Source organism: uncultured Agitococcus sp. (genome assembly GCF_937920075.1).
Classification (GTDB): domain Bacteria; phylum Pseudomonadota; class Gammaproteobacteria; order Pseudomonadales; family Moraxellaceae; genus Agitococcus.
On record NZ_CALETI010000244.1, the window covers coordinates 1 to 6,509 of the forward strand.

The following is a 6,509-nucleotide window of genomic DNA, read 5'->3' on the forward strand; positions in this document are numbered from 1 at the left end:
AATTTAAAGAGGCTAACTACCGTTTAAGCGCGGCAGCTTATGACATGGTACAATCCTATGTGGATGCAGTGACCACCCAAGAAATAGACGCACTGCAACTGCCAAGTTGGTTGCCATGAGTGAGGCAGGGTGGCGTATTATGTGGTTAGTTTGTGCCTTTGATTTGCCTGTTACTACGGCATTGGCGCGTAAGCGTGCTGCCAAATACCGACTTATGTTGTTGGCAGAGGGGTTTAGTATGGTACAAAACTCGGTGTATTGTCGGCATTTTAGTTGTTTGGCCGATGCTCAACGTGCGGCCGTGCGATATGGCAAGGTTGTGCCACCGAATGGCAAAGTCGATTTTTACTTTTTAACAGATAGACAAATGGGCGTTACGATGAGTTTTTTTGGTGCTCAAAGTCGCAAAGAGGAAATTTATGATGCGCCAGAGCAAGGTGAACTATTTTGAAAAACAAAGAAAACCCTCGGCAACTCAACGAGTTGGCGAGGGCATAGTATAACAGGTAATCTTCTGAATAGGCCTTAAAACCAATCATTTAAAGCTAAGACGAACAGCTAATTTCTAAATGTTGTCCCCAATCGGGAGGCGTATTGGCATAACGCTCAAACTCAGGATGTTCAGCATAAGGCTGTTGTAACAGTTTTAGCAAAATATCAATTTCGCTGTAGTCACCTTGTTCAGCTTTATCAATGGCAATTTGTGCCAAATAATTACGCAAAATATATTTAGGATTAACAGCTTGCATCTGTTGTTGGCGTTGTTCATCGCTTTGCGTTTCTAAACTTAAACGTTGTTGATACTGTTTAAACCAGTTATCAAAACGCTCTCGGTCTATACAATCGTCACGTAAAGCACAAAATTTATCTTCTTTACCACTGTAACTTAAAGCCCTAAAGCTGCGTGTGTAGTCCATGTGATTTTTCATTAAAATGTCTAAAAAATCAAAGGCTAAGTTATTGTCATCGTCATGATCTGTCGTTAAACCTAATTTAGCTTTAATGCCTTGATAATAATGAGCTAATAGCACTTTTTCATAGTTTTGTAAGGCATCAATAATGTCATTTTTGGCAATTAATGGTGATAAAGCATAAGCCAAGGCATTTAAGTTCCATAAGCCAATACTGGGTTGTTGATTCCATGCGTAACGGCCAGAAGTATCAGAGTGATTACAAATAAAACTCGGTTGATAGCTATCCAAAAAGCCATAAGGCCCATAATCAAAGGTGCTGCCTGTAATCGAAAAATTATCGGTATTCATCACGCCATGTGCAAAACCGACCAATTGCCAATTGGCAATCATGGTGGCGGTGCGCTCAACAATCGCGGTTAATAGGGCAGTATAGGGCTTGTCGGCCTGACGACACGCTGGGTAGTGGCGATTAATGACATAATCGGCAAACGAAGGTAATAATTTTTCTTGATTGTGAAATAACCATTCAAAATGACCAAAACGAATATGACTATCAGCAACACGGACAATCGTGGCGGCGGTTTCGATTTTTTCACGTTGGACAGGTTCTTTAGAACCAATTAAACATAAGGCGCGAGTGCTGCGAATGCCTAAACCATGCATTGCTTCGCCACATAAATATTCACGAATCGACGAACGTAACACCGCACGACCATCACCAAAACGTGAATAGGGCGTTTTGCCTGCGCCTTTGAGATGAATGTCCCAACGCTCACCCTGTTGGTTGACAACTTCACCCAATAACAAACCTCGACCATCGCCCAATTGAGGGTTGTACATACCAAACTGGTGGCCGCTATAGGTCATGGCCAACGGTTGGCTATTGGGCAAGGGGTCTGCACCACTAAAATAACGGACTAATTCTTCTGCGCTGTAATCTAGCTCTAACAGTTTGGCAACTTGGGGATTAGCATGAATAAAAAATGGTTGGACAAGGGCTTGCGGTTTAACAGGCGTAAATAAACAACTGGCTAAACGAACAAAGCTATTGTCAAAATTCAGGGTTTGTAAAGTCGCCATAAATGATGCTCACGAAAATCTTGCTTGCATCATAAATCGGTTAAAGTAGGTAATGCCAGTCAGTTAAGCAAATTAGTTTAAAAGATGTTTAAAATGGGTATCAATTTTTGATACCCATTTTTATTTTATGAGCCTACTTGAGAATTTATCAATATTTCACACTATGGAAATTATTTGAACTCAGGTAAAACCATGTTTACAATGTAAACATAAAGCTGGTACTATCGCTCCAATAGTTTAAATAGATGACACGTAATGACTGAAAAAATCGCCATTATTGGCAGTGGTATTGCGGGGCTAACGGCGGCATATCGTGGTCGTCAAGCTGGCTTTGATGTGACAGTCTTTGAGGCTCATCATGGGCATGGTATGGATGCACATACCTTGAGTGTTGAAGGTGGCATTGTTGATGTGCCTTTACGTGTGATGAACCCCCAACGTTGGCATCATGTGTTAAGCCTAGCCAAAGAAGTGGGCGTCAAAACCTTTGAAGTTGATACCTATGTGTCATGTAGTGATTTACAACAACACACATGGTTTCGCTCCAGCCGAATGCCAGTAACACGCTGGCCGATGTTAGCATCATGGCGTTTTGCTCATCTAAATACGGCTAAAATCGCTTTAGGACTCTATCAGCTAAAAAAAATATTGGCTTACACGCAACATCATCCCCAACAAAGCTTGGCGCAAGTGTTAGCCAAACATCCATTTGATCCTGTTTTTTGGCGCGGTTTAGTGTTGCCTTTGTTAACAACCATTTGTACTTGTGATGAATCACATTTGTTAGCATGGCCAAGTCATCAATTATTAAGTTTACTAAACGATATTTTACACGCTCAAGGCAAACGTCTATTACGTTTACACGGTGGTACATCGGCTTTAGTACGTGGTTTAGCACAAGGTATTCACGCTTATCATGGTAGCCCTGTTGAGCAAGTAGTTGAGCAAGGCGATAAAGTTTTAGTCAAAAATAAACGTGGTGAAGGTGGTTTATTTGATAGGGTGATTGTTGCAACACAAGCGAATCAATTAAGTTTTATTCAAGGCGAACCATACGCTAAAGAACGGCAAATATTGGCGGGTATTCCTTATGCACAGGGTGAATTAGTGGTGCATCAAGATTTGCGTTGTTTGCCACGTTATAAGCGTGATTGGACGGCATTAAATTTTCAAGCAGATACGCACTTACAGCAATTTATGTTTAGTGTGTTAGTGAATGCAGTTGAACCAACCTTAGCGAAAAAATCACCTGTGCTACAAACATGGAATCCAATTATTGATGTAGATGAGTCAAAAATTTTATCGCGCACTGCTTTTCAACGTGCTGTTGTCAACGGTCATACGGTTGGTATTTTGGCGCAATTAAATTCATGGCATCTACAAGCCAACAGACGTGTTTTTTATGTTGGTTCGTGGGCGTATGAGGGTGTACCCTTGTTAGAAAGTGCGGTATGTTCAGCACAAATGGTGATTAAAACGATAAAACAACATGCCCAATCCGAAAAACTTTAACATTAATTAATGGCTATTAGACAAAAGCCATGACAAAGGTTAGTGGTTATCACCATCATGTACCCATAGTCGGGTGAATGGTTTGCCTGTTTTGGTGCGATAAACCGTAAAATCTGCTCTATCTACTGTAAAAATATACGAAGATTTTAAGCGATTGGCTAAAAACACCAAAGCAACATCGGCAATATCTGCACCTTTACCTTTAGAAACATTGGGATATTTTTTGATATAAGCAGCCATATCTTTTAAATCTTCAACGCGGCTAGAATGAACAGTTACTCCATATTCGGCTAACCAATTTAATAAAGCGTATCGACCTTGTATATTTAAAAAATGGCCTGCCTCTGTCACACATTCCCAAAGTGTATGATAATTAGCACGGCTATATTTTTCTAATATGGCTTTTGCGGTATCGTGATGTTGGCTATCTTTGGCCATCAAGGCAACTAAAAATCCTGTATCAAGCAGAATATCCATGTTTATCCTTAAGTGATTTTTTAATAGCCTGTTTTATTTCGCTGGGATGGTCATTATTCAACTCTAAACGGCCAGTACCTAAGTATTTTTCATTGGCACGTTGGCGACGATAAGCAATAATAGCTTCTTGGATGACTTTAGAGGGATTCATGCGTGTTTCTTTGCATAACTCTTGTAGAGCTTTTAAGGCACTTTCATTAATTTCTAGGGTGCTAGCCATATTCACTCTCCATTCATAGAGTAGTATTCAACCGTCAAAAGATGATTTAATCATAACCTAAATATTTAACAGCCCCTAGATTTAAAACCATGCCCAATCCGAAAAACTTTAACATTAATGGTCATTTACTCACTAACCATGCCGAAGATTGGCGTTGGAACAATTTAGGTTATTGGGCAAAAGCAACCGATTACGGCCAAGCCTGTCAAGAATTGGCCTTACTTCATGCTCAAGCAGTTAATCTACAATCAGGACAAGATTTGTTAGAGTTGGCCTGTGGTTATGGTGCGGCTTTTGAACTTTGGCAACGACAATTTAAGGTAAACAAGATAGATGCTTTAGAGTATCGGCCACAGTGCGTGACCGATATTAAACAACAAGCATGGCCAACTGTTGACCAAGTGGTGCAGGGGCGTTTTGATTCGCCTTTAAAGCCACCGTTAAGCAATCAACAATATGATGTCGTATTGTGTGTCGATGCTGCTTATCATGCGCAATCGTTAAACCAATTTTTAGCGGTATTAAGTTCGGCATTAAAACCATCAGGCCATTTTGCTTTTTCGACCTTAATGTTAGCCGATGATTATGCTCAGTATTCTTTAGGCCAACGTGCTTTTGCTCAAAGTTTATTGCGTATGGCGCACGTCAGCCAAACCAGTGTGCTAAGTGCAGAGCAAATGAGCAACCTTGCCCAACAACAACAGTTACAAAATTTGCTGATAAAACCACTCAATCAACACGTTTTTTTAGGCTTTGCCAATTGGATAGAGTACAGAGCTTCTCAGTTAAGTTTAAAAGATAAACTCACGGCTGATTGGCAAAAGATTTCCTTAACTGCTCAATGGTGTCGATGGTTAGCCAATAATCCGTTGTTGGAGTATGTGTTAATTAGTGGGCAAAAAGCTCCCTCTCCCTGTGAGAGAGAGTAAAATTCACCGACACCGACTCATGTCCAAATCCTGTTGATAAACAGCCGTTTTAATACTCATTAAACCTAACATGGTATGAAAGATATTATCATGTGATACAGCTTGATGTTGTTGGCGTTGCAAGCATTGGTTTTTAGCGGGCTGATTTTGGCGAAAATCAGCAGATAGCCAACTTAGCATAGGCACATGGGTTTGTTGGTTTGGGGCTAAAAAGTAGGGCGTGCCATGCAAATATAAACCATGTTCACCTGTTGATTCGCCATGATCCGACACATACCAAAAGACAATCTGATAACGATCCTGATAGCTTTTTAGCTCATCAATAATGCTCGATAAAATGTAATCGGTATATAAAATCGTATTGTCATAAGTATTAACTACCGCCTGTGTCGAGCAGCCTTGAATGGCATTGGTATTACAAACAGGTTTAAACTGCTCAAATGACTGGGGATAACGCCGATAATAAGCAGGGCCGTGACTGCCTTCTTGATGTAAAAAAATGGCGCGATGAGTGGGTTCTGCTTGCGCCAAAAACACTCTAAAAGTATCTAACAGTAAATCATCAACACATTCACCATCTTTACACCATTGCGCTTTTTTATCTTCTAATAAAGGGAATTGCTCAACACGATCACAGACGCCTTTGCAACCCGAATTATTTTCGATCCATGTCACTTTATAGCCTGCACGTTGAGCAATATCTAATAAGCCTTCACGATGATGTGCAGTGTTTTCATCATAATCTTTGCGAGTAAAGCCCGAAAAAATACAGGGTAAAGAGACAGCCGTTGCTGTGCCACAAGAGCTCACTTGGCTAAAGTTAATAATCTGTTGTTTGGCTAATAAAGGATTAGTAAGTTGTTGATAGCCATTTAATGAAAAGCTTTGAGCGCGTGCGGTTTCGCCTAGCACAAACACCAGTAATATCGGTTTTTGAGTTGGATTTTTGTTGTAAGTGGCATCTATGCCATACGTGCTTAATGCAATTTTATCTAGACTAGAATGCTGAGTAAAATAGTTAGAAAAAGCATTAACACTGTTTACGGGGTTGACTAAATAACGCAGACTACGATTTTCGCGGAACATGGCTGCATAATCAACATAAAATATACCCAGAATACTGATTACTAATATTAAAGAAAGACCAATAAAGGCCAGTTTTTGTTTAAGGTAGCTAACAAAAGTCTGATGTAATAAGGGTTTGTACCATAAGAAATAACAAGGTAAAACAACTAACAAGATAAAATATAATAACACATTGATATTTAAAAATAAGTCAAGCATCTCTTGGCTATCGGTTTCCATAAGATTTTGTACTTGGCTAGTATCAATCACCACCTTAAAACTATTAATAGAATATGTGCCTGAAGCAGCAAA

At 39.9% G+C, this 6,509-nt stretch carries 7 protein-coding genes; 3 read left to right on the top strand and 4 right to left on the bottom strand.

All coding sequences use genetic code 11. From position 1 onward, the window contains the following. Window positions 1–139 precede the first annotated feature (139 nt). Window positions 140–451, top strand: coding sequence for a CRISPR-associated endonuclease Cas2 (gene cas2, locus Q0212_RS08535; protein ID WP_297924515.1), 312 nt, complete (start codon window positions 140–142; stop codon window positions 449–451). A gap of 94 nt (window positions 452–545) precedes the next feature. Here cas2 and Q0212_RS08540 read toward each other — a convergent pair whose 3' ends face one another. Beyond that, window positions 546–1,994: a YdiU family protein gene (locus Q0212_RS08540; RefSeq protein ID WP_297924517.1), complete on the bottom strand. Its 1,449-nt coding sequence runs from the start codon at window positions 1,992–1,994 to the stop codon at window positions 546–548. A 255-nt stretch (window positions 1,995–2,249) separates the two neighbouring features. Here Q0212_RS08540 and Q0212_RS08545 point away from each other — a divergent pair, with 255 nt between their 5' ends. Continuing rightward, the gene (locus tag Q0212_RS08545; RefSeq protein WP_297924519.1) at window positions 2,250–3,506 is read left to right on the top strand and encodes an FAD-dependent oxidoreductase; all 1,257 of its coding nucleotides are present in this window, start codon (window positions 2,250–2,252) and stop codon (window positions 3,504–3,506) included. A 39-nt stretch (window positions 3,507–3,545) separates the two neighbouring features. Here Q0212_RS08545 and Q0212_RS08550 read toward each other — a convergent pair whose 3' ends face one another. Then, complete coding sequence (locus Q0212_RS08550) at window positions 3,546–3,983, bottom strand: PIN domain-containing protein (protein ID WP_297924522.1); 438 nt, start codon at window positions 3,981–3,983, stop codon at window positions 3,546–3,548. After that, window positions 3,967–4,203: a hypothetical protein gene (locus Q0212_RS08555; protein WP_297924524.1), complete on the bottom strand. Its 237-nt coding sequence runs from the start codon at window positions 4,201–4,203 to the stop codon at window positions 3,967–3,969. The genes Q0212_RS08550 and Q0212_RS08555 overlap by 17 nt, the downstream gene beginning before the upstream one ends. An 89-nt stretch (window positions 4,204–4,292) precedes the next feature. Between Q0212_RS08555 and Q0212_RS08560 the strand changes: the two genes are divergently transcribed. Further along, window positions 4,293–5,132, top strand: a complete 840-nt coding sequence (locus Q0212_RS08560; protein ID WP_297924526.1) for a methyltransferase domain-containing protein — start codon at window positions 4,293–4,295, stop codon at window positions 5,130–5,132. Between the two features lie 3 nt (window positions 5,133–5,135). On the opposite strand, the gene Q0212_RS08565 is transcribed toward Q0212_RS08560, so the two are convergent. After that, window positions 5,136–6,509, bottom strand: a 1,374-nt coding sequence (locus Q0212_RS08565) for a phosphoethanolamine transferase (protein WP_297924528.1), incomplete at its 5' end; no start/stop codon positions are given.